Raw genomic sequence first — 14,970 nt, 5'->3', positions numbered from 1 at the left:
GGGTGAGAAAACAGCCAAAACTCAGAAGAAGAGCTGGTTCAAAGGGCTTCAGGCAGAGTTTAAGAAAGTCATTTGGCCAGACAAGAAAACACTTGTAAAACAGACCACGGCAGTCGTTTCAGTTTCTGTATTATTAGGAGCACTGATCACTTTGATCGATGCCATCTTGAAGTATGGAATTGATTTATTGGTTAAATAGTTAGCCGTAGCAGAAAGGTGATTTTATGTCAGAGGCAAAATGGTATGTAGTTCATACCTATTCCGGGTATGAAAACAAAGTCAAAGCTAATATTGATAAGGCAATTGAGAACCGCCACCTGGAAGACCAGATCCTTGAAGTCAGAGTTCCGATGCAGGAAGTGATTGAGTTAAAGAATGGTGTCCAGAAAGCAAGTCAGAAAAAGATGTTCCCGGGATATGTCATGATTCATATGTTTATGAATGATGATACTTGGTATGTAGTCCGTAATACCAGAGGTGTGACAGGATTTGTTGGTCCTGGATCTAAACCGGTACCGCTTGAGGAAGAAGAGATGGACAGACTCGGAATCAAGCAGGAGAATGTCGTAGTGGACTTTGAGGTTGGTGATACCGTGACCGTGTTAAGCGGAGCATGGGAAGGTACTGTTGGCGTCATCCAGTCATTGAATGAGCAGAAGCAGAGCCTGTCTATCAATGTAGAGCTTTTCGGGCGGGAGACGCCGGTAGAGCTTAGTTTCGCAGAAGTAAGAAAGATGGATTAAAAACCGTGGGAGGGATTCATGTCCCGCCAATACCACAAGGAGGTAATTAAAATGGCAAAAAAAGTAGAAGGTTATATCAAATTACAGATTCCAGCTGGTAAAGCTACACCAGCACCACCGGTAGGTCCTGCACTTGGACAGCACGGTGTTAATATCGTTGAATTTACAAAGCAGTTCAACGCAAGAACAGCTGACCAGGGAGACCTGATCATTCCTGTTGTTATCACAGTATACAATGACAGAAGCTTCAGCTTCGTAACAAAGACACCACCGGCAGCAGTTCTGATCAAGAAAGCATGTAACATCAAGTCAGGTTCAGGCGTTCCGAACAAGAACAAAGTTGCTAAGATCACAAAGGCTCAGGTAGAAGAGATCGCTAAGACAAAGCTGCCAGACTTAAATGCTGCAACACTTGAAGCAGCTATGAGCATGGTTGAGGGTACCTGCCGTTCTATGGGCGTTGTTGTTGAAGACTAAACGAAGTTGAAATAAGTGGGAGGGGCTCGATCCCGACAATACCACAAGGAGGTTATTTGAAATGAAACGAGGAAAAAAATATATCGAAGCTGCAAAATTGATCGAGAGGGGTAACCTTTACGAGAAAGAGGACGCAGTAGCATTAGTTAAAAAAGCAGCAGTAGCTAAATTTGACGAAACAATCGAAGCTCACATCAGAACAGGTTGTGACGGACGTCATGCAGACCAGCAGATCCGTGGCGCAGTTGTACTGCCTCATGGAACAGGTAAGAAGGTTCGTATCCTTGTATTTGCAAAAGATGCTAAAGCAGAAGAAGCTAAGGCAGCAGGAGCAGATTATGTAGGAGGAGATGAACTGATCCCGAAGATCCAGAATGAAGGATGGTTCGAATTCGACGTTGTTGTTGCTACACCTGACATGATGGGCGTTGTTGGACGTCTTGGACGTGTACTTGGACCAAAAGGTCTTATGCCAAACCCGAAGGCAGGTACAGTTACAATGGACGTAACAAAGGCAATCAACGACATCAAAGCTGGTAAGATTGAGTACAGATTGGACAAGACAAACATTATCCATGTGCCGATCGGTAAAGCATCTTTTACCGAAGAACAGTTAGCGGACAACTTCCAGACGCTTATTGATGCAATCATCAAAGCAAAACCGGCAGCTGTAAAAGGTCAGTACTTAAGAAGTGTTACACTGACATCTACAATGGGACCTGGTGTAAAGATCAACCCAATGAAGCTTGCTTAGTTGAATAAGGATTTGATGAAATAGTAAGATAAATAGAGAACCCGTTGCGTATCCGAAAGGAGCGTGGCGGGTTTTTTGTATACAAATTTGTGAACATTGTGTGTAAGAGTAAAAAGTCTGTTTCTACCAGCTTGATTATATGAGATAAAGATGCTATTCTTACAACAAGGGAATGGTAGAAAATTTGTTTGGTTGAACGTTTCGGAGCAGCAGGTGAAAGAGATGTTAGAAGTAAGTGATTTAAAGGCCATAAAAGAAATTATGACCGGAGCAATTGACGATTCAATAGCGAAGAACAACGAGGTAATCTTTGCACGTATCGACGACTCAATAGCGAAGAACAACGAGGTGATCTTTGCACGTATCGATGACTCAATAGCGAAGAACAACGAGGTAATCTTTACGCGTATCGACGATTCAATAGCGAAGAACAATGAGGTAATCTTTACGCGAGTACAGAATATGATCGAAGAGAATAATGGTCTTCTTTTTGATGAAATGGAGAGGTATTATAAGCTGGCGAGCAAGGGTACTGTGGAGGTTAAGAAAAAGCTGGATGAGATTGAATCTTACTATCGAATCCGTAAGTTAGAAGACAGTACACTCGGAGTTCTCATAAAGCGGATGGATACAATGGAAATGGAAATAGCGCAGATTAAGAAACAAAATGCAAAAATATGTTGACATCCAGAAAAAACAATGCTATTATATTAAAGCAATTGACTGCCGAAGACAGCAGGTGCCGTAAGGCATAAGGTAAGAACGCCTGCCGAGGAAGATCAGAATTCTTAATATGAATTTGTGAACTTTCGCGTTTTCGGATGCGGAAGTTTTTTTAGTTTTGGCAGTACACGCACAAATAAAATAAGGAGGTGTACCAGAACGTGGCAAAAGTTGAATTAAAACAACCAATCGTTGAGGCAATTTCAGAAGAGATCAAAGACGCTCAGTCAGTCGTTCTTGTTGACTACCGTGGATTAACAGTAGCTCAGGATACTGAACTTCGTAAGCAGCTCAGAGAAGCAGGTGTGATTTACAAAGTTTACAAGAACACTATGATGAAAAGAGCCTTTGAAGGAACTGAATTCGAAGGACTTCAGGATTGCTTAGAAGGACCAAGCGCTATCGCTATTTCTAAGGATGACGCAACAGCACCGGCAAGAATCATCTGTAAGTTCGCTAAAACAGCAGACAAGCTTGAATTAAAAGGCGGTGTAGTTGAAGGTAATGTCTATGACGTAGCTGGATTGACAGAACTGTCCCAGATCCCTTCAAGAGAAGAATTACTTTCCAGATTGCTTGGAAGTATGCAGTCACCTATCACCAATTTTGCTCGTGTTATCAAGCAGATTGCTGAGAAAGACGGCGAGGCAGCTCCTGTAGAAGCAGCAGAAGAAGCTGTAGCAGAGGCTCCGGCAGCAGAAGCAGCAGAGACACCGGCTGAGTAAGCTTAGGTGTATGGTACTAAAGGGCAGGCCCCTTTGGACCCCGGTTTTATGAAACTAAAATAAAAGGATCAGAGAATCCACAAATAATCTAAAATGGAGGATATTAAAATGGCTAAATTGACAACAGCTGAAATGATCGAAGCGATCAAAGAGTTATCAGTATTAGAATTAAATGAATTAGTAAAAGCTTGTGAAGAAGAATTTGGTGTATCCGCAGCAGCAGGTGTTGTAGTTGCAGCAGCAGCTGGAGACGGAGCAGGCGCAGCAGAAGAGAAAGACGAGTTCGACGTAGAATTAGTATCTGCTGGTGCTTCTAAGGTTAAAGTAATCAAAGTTGTTCGTGAAGTAACAGGACTTGGATTAAAAGAAGCTAAAGAATTAGTTGACGGAGCTCCTAAGGTAATCAAGGAAGCTGTTTCTAAGGCAGAAGCTGAAGAACTGAAAGCTAAACTGGAAGAGCAGGGAGCAGAAGTTAACCTGAAATAATTCAGGCACTTTTGAAGAAAGCGCAAATAAGGTACTGTCGTTTATGCGGCAGTACTTTTTTTGTGCATTTTCACAGCGGGAGTCTTTCGGGCCAGGTTAAGGTTTTGTTTAGATTTTGGCAGTTTGATTGACAGCCCTCACCAACGGCCCTATAATGCATATAACAATAATGATGGAGCAGTGCGGGACAGACGTTGAGCATCAGTGCCAAGGCAGGAGGTAGTAAGATGAAGACAGATAATCGGATGGCAAAAGCGGTCGGTTTGTTAGTTTTATCTCTTCTGTTTGCAGGGATTTTTATGGCGGCACAGCGCCGGGGTGAATTTCAGGCTCAGGCATATCCGTTCGGTGTCTGGATACAGTCAGAGGGCCTTTGTACATTGAGCACAGATGATCAGATTACGGATGCTGCAATCTCGGAGCAGGACCTTCATGCTTCTTCTATATCTTCGTTTTTAAGACACAGTATGAGCCTTCGGATTTATGAGAATAGAGACTGTGTCGAATCTGTTATGGCTGTTTTGTTCAAGATAGCCGTTATTCCATGTGTCATATTTTTAATATTTCATTTTGCGCTGATTGTGGATGCATATCTGAAAAGAGTGATATGTGGTTTTCTGCATTGGCAGGATGGGAAGAAAAGGCAGGCACTTCTTAGCATAGTATAGATCAGCTGGGAGAGGAGTGCTTTGTTTTATGAATATTATATTAGAGTCGGGTAGGGATTTTTTTAAGAAACAGCCTCCGGCAAGATTGATCACTCTGGGATTTGCTTTCGTGATCCTTCTGGGGACGGTGCTGCTCAAACTTCCTGTATCCATCCGGGAAGGGGCAGAAGTGAGCTGGATCAATGCCTTGTTTACTTCGACCAGTGCCGTCTGTGTAACGGGGCTGATCGCGATCGATACTGCAGAACATTTTACTGTGTTTGGGAGGGGTGTTGTTGCCATGCTGATCCAGATCGGCGGTTTGGGAGTGACATCTGTCGGTGTAGGGATCATTCTGGCAGCCGGGAAACGGGTTGGACTTAAAGAGCGTCTTCTGGTGAAGGAGGCCATGAATGTAAGCGGCATTAAAGGGATGGTGCTTCTGGTCCGATATGTACTGTGGATGACATTGTGCTTTGAAACAGCAGGTGCGGCTTTAAGCTTTCTTGTATTTATACAAAAATATTCCCCGCTGGATGCGCTGGGCATCAGTGTCTTCCATTCAATAGCTGCGTTTAATAATTCCGGGTTTGATATCCTGGGCGGGCTGACCAATCTGATCCCGTATCAGGATAACGTACTTTTGAATCTTACCACCTGCGGGCTGATCATATTCGGCGGCCTCGGATTCCTGGTCATCCTGGATATTCTGAAAACGCGGTCTTTTAAAAAGCTCTGCCTTCATTCAAAGGCAGTCCTCCTGACGAGTGCCGTATTAATCATAGCGGGTACAGTGCTTTTGAAGTGTACGGAGCACATTACCTGGCTGGGAGCGCTTTTCCAAAGTGTTTCAGCCAGAACGGCAGGTTTTTCCACCTATCCGATCGGGAAGTTTACATCGGCAGGGCTTTTTGTACTGACGATCCTGATGTTTATAGGAGCATCTCCGGGATCTACTGGCGGCGGCATTAAGACGAGTACCATGTTTGTGCTCATTAATGTGGTAAAAAGTACAGCCACAAACCAGCATTGCAGTGCTTTCAGGCGAAAGATCCCGGACAAAGTGGTATCAAAGGCATTTATGATTTCATTTCTATCGCTGCTGGTGGTGTGTGCTTCCACGCTGGTGATGTGTATATTGGAACCGGATCACTCCTTTATGCAGCTGCTTTTTGAATGTACGTCGGCATTTGGAACGGTGGGCCTGTCGACAGGGATTACGCCCGGTCTAAGTGTGGCAGGAAAGCTTGTGATCATCCTGACTATGTTTATCGGCCGTCTTGGAACACTGACGATCATTACGATGTGGAGCTTTAAACAGCCTGCGAGCGCAGTGTTTACAGAGGAAAATATTACAATTGGGTAGGAGATGGTTATGATGTTGAAAGAAGAATTATCAGAGAGCTATGGTGTGATTGGATTAGGAAGATTTGGAACAGCTTTGGCAAAAAAACTGGCAGAAGCGGGGCGTGAGGTCATCGTTGTGGACCGCTGTGAAAGCAAGGTCAAGGAGCTGCGCAGTTACACGGATTTTGCCTATGTTGCGGAGGAACTGACTAAGGAAGTGCTGGAAGAGATCGGGATCCAGAACTGTGATACGGTGGTGGTATGCATTGGTGAAAAGATAGACACCAGTATTCTGGTTACTTTAAATGTAGTGAACCTGGGCGTAAAGCGGGTCATCGCGAAGGCCATCAGTAAAGACCAGGGAGAGGTCCTGGAAAAAATCGGGGCCGAGGTGGTATACCCGGAGCGGGACATGGCGCTTAGACTGGCCAAGAAGATGCTAGTCAGCAGTGTGATGGATTCTATTTCCTTGGATAATGATGTGGAGATCTCAGAGGTGATGATTCCAAATAAAATGGCTGGGAAAAGTGTGGAGGAAATCCGGCTGCGCCAGAAATTTGGCCTGAATATCATTGCTATTGAACATGGGGGGACTACGGAAACGCAGATCGAACCGGATTATGTATTTGTCAGAGGTGACGTTCTCGTTGTGATCGGGAAGTCAGAAAGTGTTAGCAGGTTTGAAGGGATCCTCCTGGCTTAGGACAGCCGTTGGAGGGAGCAGGAAGGAGACGCTATGAGAAGAACGAAGATCATCTGTACATTGGGGCCGGCAACAGACGCGGAAGGGGTATTGGAGCAGCTTGTAGAAGAGGGAATGGATGTGGCCCGTTTTAATTTTTCCCATGGGACACATGAGGAACAGAAGCTGCGCTTGGAGCATTTGAAGGAAATCAGGGAACGGCTGGGCAGACCGATCGCGGCGCTTCTTGATACGAAGGGGCCGGAGATCAGGCTGTGTTCGTTCCGTGAGGGAAGGGTCGAGTTGAAAGAGGGGCAGGATTTTTATCTGACGGCACAGAAGATAGAAGGGACAAAAGAAGGGGTATCCGTTACCTATAAAGAGCTCTGCCGGGATGTGAAGCCGGGAGACAGTATTCTGCTTGACGATGGGCTGGTGGGCTTGATCGTGGAGCGGATCGAGGGAGAGGCGGTCCACTGCAAGGTGATCAACGGCGGTGTGATATCGGATCATAAAGGTGTCAATCTGCCGGGGGTTGAGGTGAATATGCCGTTTATCAGCAGGAAGGACAGGGAGGATATTCTGTTTGGGATCCGGGAGGGATTTGATTTTATTGCGGCTTCCTTCACCAGAAGTGCCAAAGATGTGTTGGAAATCCGAAAGATTCTGGATGAAAACGGAGGCGGAGACATCAATATTATCGCGAAGATCGAGAATCAGCAGGGTGTGGACAATATCGACAGTATCATAGAAGCGGCGGACGGCATCATGATCGCAAGAGGCGATATGGGAGTGGAGGTGCCGCTGGAGGATGTGCCCATCATTCAGAAATCTATCATTGGAAAGGTGTATAATTCTGGAAAGCAGGTGATCACTGCCACACAGATGCTGGATTCCATGATGAAAAATCCGCGTCCCACAAGAGCCGAGACAACGGATGTGGCAAATGCGATCTACCAGGGAACCAGTGCGATCATGCTTTCCGGGGAGACCGCGGCAGGCAGATATCCGGTGGAGTCTCTTCGGACCATGGTAAAGATCGCTGTCCGCACAGAGAGTGATATCGACTATGACAGATTGTTCAGCATCCGCAGTAAAGAACGCAGGACGGATATGACGACTGCCATCTCTCATGCCACCTGTATGACGGCAATCGATCTTTCGGCAAAGGCGATCATAACGGTGAGCCGTTCCGGGCATACTGCGCGGATGATCTCCAAATACCGTCCGGGCTGTATGATCGTGGGATGTACGCCTGACGAGCATACCTTCAGGAAGCTGAATCTGTCATGGGGAGTCCGGCCGGTCATCATCCGGGAGGAGTACAGTATGGAAATCCTTCTTTTACATGCGACGGAGGCCGCGGAGAAAGAAGGATTTGTGAGAGAGGGGGATATTGTTGTCCTCACGGCAGGTGTTCCTTTGGGGAAATCGGGAAATACAAACCTGCTTAAGACGACGCTGGTGGGTGAATATTAGGTGTCTATAAGAAAAATGAAAGTGGTAGTTCTCAGGCGATTGTGTCCTGGAACTGCCGCTTTTTATAGTTGTATATATACAACTACGGCCCATTTGTTTACCAATTACAAAAAATAAAAACTAAGTTGTACATACATTTGTGGAAGACTCCAACTTGAATTTCATGAAATTGTATTGTACAGTAAGAGCAGGACAAGAGATACATGATCTGTAAAAGAATCCGTAATCATTACCCTGTTGAAAAGACGCAGAAGCAGGAGGAGGCTCTTGCCAAAGGAGTGTTTCTATGGCAGAAGAAAAAGCGAAATATGAAGAAATAGCAGATTGTATCATCGCGGAAGTAAAGAAGGGAAAGCTGAGACCGGGAAGCAGGATTTATTCCGAGCATGAGCTGAGTTCTATGTTCCAGGTGAGCCGTCAGACAGCACGCCATGCGGTTTCGGTATTAGAAAATAAGGGGATCGTCAGGCGCATACGCGGGAGCGGAACTTATGTCAATGGGAAGGAACCCGGCGGGGGCGCCCAGTCCGGAAGGACGATGCGGATCGCAGTGATGACCAGCTATGTTGATGAATATATTTTTCCGGGAATGCTCAAGGAGATGGAGGGCAGGCTGTCTCGGGAGGGATATGCTCTGCAGATCGCATTTACATATAATCTGGTGGAAAAGGAGCGGATGATCTTAAAGCGGTTTTTGAAAGATGGGACCGTGGACGGAATTATCGCAGAGCCTACCCAGAGCGGGCTTCCGAATCCCAATCTGGATCTTTACAGAGAACTTCAAAAGAAGATTCCGGTACTTTTCCTGAATAGTTTTTATCCCGGACTGGAATCAGTCCATGTAAGCATGGATGATTATCTGGCGGGGAGAATGGCGACGGAACATTTGCTGCAATGTGGACATCGCAGGATAGCCGGTATCTTTAAATCTGATGACGGGCAGGGGCATAAACGGTATGCCGGATATATGGATGCTCTGATGGCTTGGGAGATGAAAGTGAAAAGTGAGAGGATCGCATGGATCGATACATGTGAGCTGAAAGAAATGAAGGTGGATGCAGCCCGTTATCTGAGGCGGATCGCCGGATGCACGGCCTGTGTCTGCTACAACGATGAGGTGGCGAATCATCTGGTTGGTATCTGTAAAGAGGCAGGGATTAGGATCCCGGAGGATATGTCTATTGTGGGGATCGATAACTCGGACTTAGCAGGCAGGTGCGAGATTCCGCTCACTTCGGCGCAGAATCCCGTAAAGGAGCTGGCTGGGACTGCTGCAGCAAAGCTTCTGGAGATGCTGGAGGGGATTAAAAAAGAAGAGAGCGTGGAACTGAAACCCAAGCTGGTGATCAGAAAATCAGTCCGCATACTCACGGAGCCGGAGGAACTGGGAGTACCAACCGTCAGTAAAGTGGATAGAAAAATTAAATGATAAATCAAATTCAAACAGGAGGGAAACACATGAGTGACTTAGGAAACGTAAAAAATGAGATTGTTGAGGGGCAGACAACCCTGGGAATTGAGTTTGGTTCCACAAGAATCAAGGCAGTTCTGATCGGAACGGATTTTACACCGATTGCATCCGGAAGCCATGACTGGGAGAACCGTTATGACAATGGTATCTGGACCTATAGTCTGGAGGATATATGGGAAGGCCTTAAGGACTGCTACCGCAAGATGGCAGAGGATGTGAAAGAGAAATACGGGGTCACATTAAAGCGTACGAGATCTATGGGATTCAGTGCGATGATGCACGGATACCTGGCATTTGATAAAGAAGCGAATCTGCTTGTCCCATTTCGGACATGGAGAAATACGATCACAGGTGAGGCGGCAGCAAAGCTGACGGAGCTGTTCCAATATAACATCCCGCAGCGCTGGAGCATTGCACATTTGTATCAGGCGATCCTGAACGGAGAAGAGCATGTGAAGGATCTGGATTTCTTTACCACGTTATCTGGATATATTCACTGGCGTCTGACAGGCAAGAAGGTTCTTGGAATCGGTGATGCCGCAGGGATGTTCCCGATCGATACACAGAAAAAGGATTTCCAGGCAGGAATGCTGGAGCAGTTTGATGAGCTTGTGGCAGACAAGGGATATCCGTGGAAGGTGAAGGATCTGCTTCCTAAGGTGCTGGTGGCAGGTGATGACGCAGGCTGTCTGACGGAGGAAGGGGCAAGACTTCTTGATCCAAGCGGTGAACTGGAGGCAGGGATCCCGGTATGCGCTCCGGAAGGCGACGCAGGAACGGGTATGGCAGCAACCAACAGTGTGGCGGTCCGCACGGGAAATGTTTCCGCAGGTACTTCGGTATTTGCCATGATCGTATTGGAGAAGGAGCTTTCCAAGGTATATACAGAAATTGATATGGTGACCACACCATCCGGCGACCTGGTTGCAATGTCCCATGCAAATAACTGCACCTCAGATCTGAATGCCTGGGTGGGCTTGTTTAGAGAATTTGCAGAGTCCTTCGGGATGGAAGTGGATATGAACAGGTTGTTCTCGGTTCTCTATAATAAGGCCCTCGAGGGCGATGCCGAGTGCGGCGGTTTGTTATCCTATGGATATTATTCCGGTGAAAATATCATCGAGCTGGATGAGGGACGTCCTCTGTTTGTCCGTACGCCGGACAGCAGGTTTAACCTGGCAAACTTCATGAGAGTACATTTATTTGCGGCACTTGGCGCGCTGAAAGTGGGAATGGACATTCTTACAAAGGAAGAAAATATAAAGATCGACAAAATTTTAGGACACGGCGGTCTGTTTAAGACCAAAGGGGTTGGACAGCGGATCATGGCAGCGGCTATGAATGCCCCGGTATCTGTTATGGAGACGGCCGGAGAAGGCGGCGCATGGGGAATTGCTCTGCTGGCCGCATATATGGCAGGAAAAGAGGAGGGAGAGACCCTGGATCATTATCTCTGCGAGAAAGTATTTGCCGGAAATGAAGGGACTAAGATGGAGCCGGATGCAAAGGATGTGGAAGGCTTTGAACTCTTCACAGAGAGATATAAAAAAGGTCTGGATATTGAACGTTCTGCAGTGATGAATCTGAAATAGACAGAAATCCCGAAAGCTTAAAAATATAAACAGGAGGAAACAAAAATGTTAGAGAAACTGAAACAGGAAGTATATGAGGCGAATATGCTGCTTCCCAAATATGGATTAGTTACATTCACATGGGGAAATGTCAGCGGCTTTGACAAAGAATCTAAGCTTTTCGTCATCAAGCCGAGCGGTGTAGACTATGACAAGCTGACGCCGGAGGACATGGTAGTTGTAGATTTAGAGGGGAATAAGGTGGAAGGGAAATACAATCCTTCTTCCGATACGGCAACACATGTAGAGCTTTACAAAGCCTTCCCTGAAATCGGAGGGATCGTACATACCCATTCTGCATGGGCGACAAGCTGGGCGCAGGCAGGAAGAGGAATTCCGTGTTATGGGACCACACAGGCAGACTATATGTACGGGGAGATCCCATGTGTGAGAAATCTGACAAAAGAAGAAATTGATGAAGCTTACGAAAAAAACACAGGAGTTTTAATTGTAGACTATTTTAAAGACAAAGACTATATCGCAGTGCCAGCAGTCCTTTGTAAGAACCATGGGCCGTTCACCTGGGGAAAGGATGCAAATGAAGCGGTGCACAACGCGGTAGTATTGGAAGAAGTGGCTAAAATGGCTGCCCGCACTGAGATGATCAATCCGCAGGTACAGCCAGCTCCACAGGAACTGCAGGATAAACATTACTATAGAAAACATGGGGCAAATGCTTACTACGGACAATAAATGTAAACAATTCTGAAAACGGAGAGCAAAGGGGCCTGACCCCTCTGTAGAGGGGTCAGGACCCTTTGCTCTCCAAAGACTGAATATTCAGTAAATAAAGGAGGATTTTAAAATGCAGCAGAAACAGTACAAATTTTGGTTTTGCACAGGTTCACAGGATCTATATGGGGATGAATGTCTCGCACATGTAGCGGAGCATTCCCGGAAGATCGTTGAGGCGCTGAACGCTTCGGGAGAACTTCCATACGAGGTGGTATGGAAACCGACGCTGATCACAAATGAACTGATCAGAAAAACCTTTAACGAAGCGAATACCGATGAGACATGTGCAGGCGTGATCACCTGGATGCACACTTTTTCACCGGCGAAGTCATGGATCCTTGGCCTGCAGGAGTACAGAAAGCCGTTACTCCACCTGCATACCCAGTTTAATCAGGAGATCCCATACGACACGATCGACATGGACTTCATGAACGAGAATCAGTCCGCACATGGTGACAGAGAGTATGGCCACATCTTCAGCCGTCTTGGAATGGAGAGAAAGGTGGTTGTCGGCTTCTGGGGCGATCCTGAGGTTCAGGCTAAGATCGGTTCCTGGATGCGCACGGCTGTCGGTGTGATCGAGAGCAGCCATATCCGTGTAATGCGTATCGCCGATAATATGAGAAATGTTGCCGTTACAGAGGGTGACAAGGTAGAGGCTCAGATCAAGTTTGGCTGGGAGGTAGATGCATATCCGGTCAATGAGATCGCGGACGCAGTGGCACAGGTTTCCCGGGGAGACATCGATGCCCTTGTAGAGGAATACTATGATAAATACGAAATCCTTCTGGAAGGAAGAGATGAAAAAGAATTCAGAGAGCATGTGGCTGTGCAGGCAGGGATCGAGATCGGTTTTGAGAGATTTCTGACAGAGAAAAACTATCAGGCCATCGTTACACATTTTGGTGATCTCGGCAGCTTAAAACAGCTTCCGGGTCTGGCAATCCAGAGATTGATGGAAAAAGGCTATGGTTTCGGCGGAGAGGGTGACTGGAAAACAGCAGCCATGGTCCGCGTCATGAAGATCATGACGGAGGGCATGAAGGATGCTAAGGGAACCTCCTTTATGGAAGACTATACATACAATCTGGTTCCGGGCAAAGAAGGAATCCTGCAGGCTCATATGCTGGAAGTATGCCCGTCCATCGCAGACGGCCCGATCAGCATCAAAGAGCAGCCGCTGAGCATGGGAGACAGAGAAGATCCTGCACGTCTTGTATTTACTGCAAAAGAGGGGCCGGCGATCGCTACATCCCTGATCGACTTAGGAGACCGCTTCCGCCTGATCATCAACGATGTAGACTGCAAGAAGACAGAAAAACCGATGCCGAAGCTTCCGGTTGCAACCGCATTCTGGACACCGCAGCCAAACCTTAAAACAGGTGCAGAAGCATGGATCCTGGCAGGAGGCGCACATCATACCGCATTCTCCTATGACCTGACTGCAGAGCAGATGGGAGACTGGGCAGCAGCCATGGGAATCGAGGCCGTTTATATTGATAAAGACACGACCATCCGCCAGTTTAAAAATGAACTGCTCTGGAACTCATTAGCATATAGAAAGTAAAATCATTCATAGCGTATACCATAAACAACTGCTGCGAGCCTTATGTTACAGGCCACGCAGCAGTTTGTTCTTTGTATTTAATTCTATAGCAATCGATTTCTGTTTCTGCTATACTTAAAAAGTATGATAAAGTGCGTGCCAAAAGGAAGTACTGATAGGAAAAGTGCCGAAGTAAAGAGATTATTTTAGAGGGGAGCAATGGATATGGCAGTTTTGGATGCAGTAGAATTGACGAAACAGCTGGTGCAGATCGAAAGCACGAATCCGGGGACCTATGAGAAGGCCATCGGAGATTTCATCTTTCATTATTTAGAAGAAGCGGGTGTGAAACCGGAGCGTTCAGAAGTGGAAACCGGACGCAGTAATATCCGTGCTGTGATAGGTGGTTTGGGGGCAGTGCCGGAAGCGCACCCGGCCCTTCACTTCATCTGCCACATGGATACCGTTGTTGTGGGGGCCGGCTGGGATCAGGATGCATTTTCCGGCGAGGTCCAAGACGGCAGACTCTACGGAAGGGGCGCCTGTGACATGAAGTCCGGCCTTGCCAGTGCACTAAGCGTTTTTGCAGAAACGGCTGCAAAAGTCCGGGCAGGAGAGCTTAAGTTAGCACATCCTTTAGTCTTTATCGGAACGGTAGATGAGGAAGGGGATATGAAAGGCGTAGAGAAAGCGATCGCCGACCAGTGGGTGACGGCGGATGACTGGATCCTTGACATGGAGCCGACAGACGGGCAGATCCAGATGTCCCACAAAGGACGCACCTGGTTTGAGATTGATGTTCAGGGGGTGACGGCACATGCAAGTATGCCCGAGAAGGGAGCAGATGCCATCGCCGGTCTTGCATTCATGCTTACTTATATAAGAAGAGAAATGAATCAGTGTCCCGTGCATGAAGAGCTGGGGCGCTCCACCGTGACCTTCGGCCAGATCGGGGGAGGGTACAGCCCCTACGTCGTGCCGGATCATGGGAAGGCTACGATAGATATGCGTCTGGTCCCGCCGATGAACACGGCAAAAGCAGAAGAGATGGTGAAGGCGGCGATCCGATACGGAGAGGAACAGGTGCCGGGAATCCATGGAAGTTACCGGATCACAGGTGATCGTCCCAGTGTGGAGACACATGCTGACTCGCTGCTGCTTAAACAATTGAGAAAGGCAGTGGAAGAGACGACAAAAAATGCTCCGCAGATCACAGCATTCCCGGGCTACACAGACACTGCCGTGATTGCAGGAAAACTTGGAAATCCGAACTGTATGTCCTATGGACCAGGCAGTTTAAAGCAGGCCCATAAACCGAATGAATTCGTTATTACCACAGAAATCGACAGATGTCAAGAGGTTTTTCGGAAATTAGTAAGAAATATGTTGACAGGCCCAAGAGCTTTGTGATATAGTAAAAAATGCGCTATTGTGGAAAGGTATGCCATAACAGTGAGCTTTTTTGCTGTCACAGGGCTCTTTCCCGATTTTACTGGAATTAACGAAGGGCGACTCGTAGCCCGC

Annotated in this window: 16 protein-coding genes and 1 other annotated feature; all 16 genes read left to right on the top strand. The window is 47.0% G+C overall.

The window, feature by feature from the left end:
• On the top strand, positions 1-199 hold a 199-nt coding region (secE, locus tag AC4OGX_RS15645), incomplete at its 5' end, for a preprotein translocase subunit SecE (protein ID WP_493331541.1).
• A 25-nt stretch (positions 200-224) separates the two neighbouring features.
• Positions 225-743 (top strand): transcription termination/antitermination protein NusG, encoded by a 519-nt coding sequence (gene nusG / locus AC4OGX_RS15640; RefSeq protein WP_493331540.1) that lies wholly within the window; start codon positions 225-227, stop codon positions 741-743.
• A 51-nt stretch (positions 744-794) separates the two neighbouring features.
• Complete coding sequence (gene rplK, locus AC4OGX_RS15635) at positions 795-1,220, top strand: 50S ribosomal protein L11 (protein ID WP_493331538.1); 426 nt, start codon at positions 795-797, stop codon at positions 1,218-1,220.
• 61 nt (positions 1,221-1,281) lie between these two features.
• Positions 1,282-1,974 (top strand): 50S ribosomal protein L1, encoded by a 693-nt coding sequence (gene rplA / locus AC4OGX_RS15630; protein ID WP_493331537.1) that lies wholly within the window; start codon positions 1,282-1,284, stop codon positions 1,972-1,974.
• A 192-nt stretch (positions 1,975-2,166) separates the two neighbouring features.
• Positions 2,167-2,658 carry a hypothetical protein gene (locus AC4OGX_RS15625; RefSeq protein ID WP_493331536.1) on the top strand — a complete coding sequence of 164 codons (492 nt, stop codon included), beginning with the start codon at positions 2,167-2,169 and terminating at the stop codon, positions 2,656-2,658.
• A 24-nt stretch (positions 2,659-2,682) separates the two neighbouring features.
• Positions 2,683-2,819, top strand: a sequence feature (ribosomal protein L10 leader region).
• Positions 2,820-2,858: 39 nt separating this feature from the next.
• The gene (rplJ, locus tag AC4OGX_RS15620) at positions 2,859-3,422 is read left to right on the top strand and encodes a 50S ribosomal protein L10 (RefSeq protein WP_216238251.1); all 564 of its coding nucleotides are present in this window, start codon (positions 2,859-2,861) and stop codon (positions 3,420-3,422) included.
• A 108-nt stretch (positions 3,423-3,530) separates the two neighbouring features.
• Complete coding sequence (gene rplL, locus AC4OGX_RS15615; RefSeq protein WP_493331535.1) at positions 3,531-3,908, top strand: 50S ribosomal protein L7/L12; 378 nt, start codon at positions 3,531-3,533, stop codon at positions 3,906-3,908.
• Between the two features lie 227 nt (positions 3,909-4,135).
• Positions 4,136-4,576, top strand: a complete 441-nt coding sequence (locus AC4OGX_RS15610; protein WP_493331534.1) for a hypothetical protein — start codon at positions 4,136-4,138, stop codon at positions 4,574-4,576.
• Positions 4,577-4,604: 28 nt separating this feature from the next.
• The gene (locus tag AC4OGX_RS15605; RefSeq protein ID WP_493331533.1) at positions 4,605-5,921 is read left to right on the top strand and encodes a TrkH family potassium uptake protein; all 1,317 of its coding nucleotides are present in this window, start codon (positions 4,605-4,607) and stop codon (positions 5,919-5,921) included.
• A 15-nt stretch (positions 5,922-5,936) separates the two neighbouring features.
• On the top strand, positions 5,937-6,605 hold the full coding sequence (locus AC4OGX_RS15600) for a potassium channel family protein (RefSeq protein WP_493331543.1): 669 nt from the start codon (positions 5,937-5,939) through the stop codon (positions 6,603-6,605).
• A gap of 33 nt (positions 6,606-6,638) precedes the next feature.
• Positions 6,639-8,063, top strand: coding sequence for a pyruvate kinase (gene pyk, locus AC4OGX_RS15595; RefSeq protein ID WP_493331532.1), 1,425 nt, complete (start codon positions 6,639-6,641; stop codon positions 8,061-8,063).
• Positions 8,064-8,349: 286 nt separating this feature from the next.
• Complete coding sequence (locus AC4OGX_RS15590) at positions 8,350-9,492, top strand: substrate-binding domain-containing protein (protein WP_493331531.1); 1,143 nt, start codon at positions 8,350-8,352, stop codon at positions 9,490-9,492.
• A gap of 29 nt (positions 9,493-9,521) precedes the next feature.
• Positions 9,522-11,126, top strand: a complete 1,605-nt coding sequence (locus tag AC4OGX_RS15585) for a xylulokinase (RefSeq protein ID WP_493331530.1) — start codon at positions 9,522-9,524, stop codon at positions 11,124-11,126.
• A 45-nt stretch (positions 11,127-11,171) separates the two neighbouring features.
• The gene (locus AC4OGX_RS15580; protein ID WP_493331529.1) at positions 11,172-11,858 is read left to right on the top strand and encodes an L-ribulose-5-phosphate 4-epimerase; all 687 of its coding nucleotides are present in this window, start codon (positions 11,172-11,174) and stop codon (positions 11,856-11,858) included.
• 112 nt (positions 11,859-11,970) lie between these two features.
• Positions 11,971-13,467 (top strand): L-arabinose isomerase, encoded by a 1,497-nt coding sequence (gene araA / locus AC4OGX_RS15575; protein ID WP_493331528.1) that lies wholly within the window; start codon positions 11,971-11,973, stop codon positions 13,465-13,467.
• A 204-nt stretch (positions 13,468-13,671) separates the two neighbouring features.
• Positions 13,672-14,856 carry a M20 family metallopeptidase gene (locus AC4OGX_RS15570; protein ID WP_493331527.1) on the top strand — a complete coding sequence of 395 codons (1,185 nt, stop codon included), beginning with the start codon at positions 13,672-13,674 and terminating at the stop codon, positions 14,854-14,856.
• Positions 14,857-14,970 lie beyond the last annotated feature (114 nt).

Source organism: Faecalicatena sp., assembly GCF_058819085.1.
The sequence above is the reverse complement of the archived record's forward strand: the minus strand, read 5'-3'. Positions and strand labels throughout refer to the sequence as shown.

Coding starts and splice junctions, on each gene's coding strand:
- nusG (WP_493331540.1), top strand. CDS start 225: ATGTCAGAGGCAAAATGGTATGTAGTTCATACCTATTCCGGGTATGAA.
- rplK (WP_493331538.1), top strand. CDS start 795: ATGGCAAAAAAAGTAGAAGGTTATATCAAATTACAGATTCCAGCTGGT.
- rplA (WP_493331537.1), top strand. CDS start 1,282: ATGAAACGAGGAAAAAAATATATCGAAGCTGCAAAATTGATCGAGAGG.
- rplL (WP_493331535.1), top strand. CDS start 3,531: ATGGCTAAATTGACAACAGCTGAAATGATCGAAGCGATCAAAGAGTTA.
- AC4OGX_RS15610 (WP_493331534.1), top strand. CDS start 4,136: ATGAAGACAGATAATCGGATGGCAAAAGCGGTCGGTTTGTTAGTTTTA.
- AC4OGX_RS15605 (WP_493331533.1), top strand. CDS start 4,605: ATGAATATTATATTAGAGTCGGGTAGGGATTTTTTTAAGAAACAGCCT.
- pyk (WP_493331532.1), top strand. CDS start 6,639: ATGAGAAGAACGAAGATCATCTGTACATTGGGGCCGGCAACAGACGCG.
- AC4OGX_RS15590 (WP_493331531.1), top strand. CDS start 8,350: ATGGCAGAAGAAAAAGCGAAATATGAAGAAATAGCAGATTGTATCATC.
- AC4OGX_RS15585 (WP_493331530.1), top strand. CDS start 9,522: ATGAGTGACTTAGGAAACGTAAAAAATGAGATTGTTGAGGGGCAGACA.
- AC4OGX_RS15580 (WP_493331529.1), top strand. CDS start 11,172: ATGTTAGAGAAACTGAAACAGGAAGTATATGAGGCGAATATGCTGCTT.
- araA (WP_493331528.1), top strand. CDS start 11,971: ATGCAGCAGAAACAGTACAAATTTTGGTTTTGCACAGGTTCACAGGAT.
- AC4OGX_RS15570 (WP_493331527.1), top strand. CDS start 13,672: ATGGCAGTTTTGGATGCAGTAGAATTGACGAAACAGCTGGTGCAGATC.